The 968-nt window shown below is 46.5% G+C and carries 2 protein-coding genes; both read left to right on the top strand.

The genetic code is table 11. The features are described 5' to 3' along the window. The coding region (locus A3750_RS14835; RefSeq protein WP_197475055.1) for an adenosylcobinamide-GDP ribazoletransferase at positions 1 to 542 on the top strand (542 nt) is incomplete at its 5' end. A 198-nt stretch (positions 543 to 740) separates the two neighbouring features. Next, on the top strand, positions 741 to 968 hold a 228-nt coding region (locus A3750_RS14830; protein ID WP_197475054.1), incomplete at its 3' end, for a universal stress protein.

Below are 968 nucleotides of genomic sequence, written 5' to 3'. Positions count from 1 at the left end.
TTCTTTTCACTGGCGCGATACATGAAAAAGGCTTGGCACACAGCTGTGATGATTTCGCGAACGATGAACAAAACACGCCATCTGCAAGAGTGCGGCTAGGTACACACGGCACATTGGGCCTGCTGCTTGTTATCCTCTTAAAGGCCTCCCTGATCGACGACGTATTCTTCTTGAATGGCTATTTGAGAGATGAGATGTCTGTAGTCGTTTTGATTTTTATGTGTACACATTCGTTGAGCAGATTAATGGCCGCCACCTTGGTTTATTTCACACCGGAGGACAAAAGCTCGGCTAGAAATACGCCTTGGTCCTTGTCACTAATCGCGCTCTCAGGACTTCTCGCTTTGGTGCCTCTCGGACTACTTATCGAGCTTAGCCATCGACCGCATTATTCTCTGATACTGCTTCCGATGATGACCGCAACATGGTGTATATTTGAATATACAAAAAACCGCCGAACCCAAAACAAACTTCATTCTCTTGGTGTAGTTCAGCAGGTAAATGAGCTCATTTGCTTGGCTACTTTTGCCATCATTTTATAAAGACAAGCGATATGCCCGCTCATGCAAAAAAGATTGATGCACATCAAGCAAAACTCTTGATGTTGCTCCTACACTAAAGCGAATTGCAGAAATGAATTACTTCGCCGACTCGCGAAAGCACGTTCAGTCTCTGTCCGATATACGCAGGGAGAACCAGAGTCGAAACAAAAAGCAAAGAAGGACTGGAGGGAAAGCACTATGCCGGAATACCAAAACATCCTCGTTGCACTCGAGTGTAGCAAGGAAAGCGACGCCGTTTTAAAGCGTGCAAAAAGATTGGCGGATGCGCAAGGCAACGCGACGCTACATTTGCTGCACGTGGTGATTGATATCATTGCTGTCGATTGGGTAGGAATGCCCGGACAAGTCCCCCCACCAATTGATCAAGAGGAGCTCAGTGCATCTGCAGCGAATTATCTAAAACCC

Source organism: Oleiphilus sp. HI0079 (assembly GCF_001635105.1).
The sequence above is the reverse complement of the archived record's forward strand: the minus strand, read 5'-3'. Positions and strand labels throughout refer to the sequence as shown.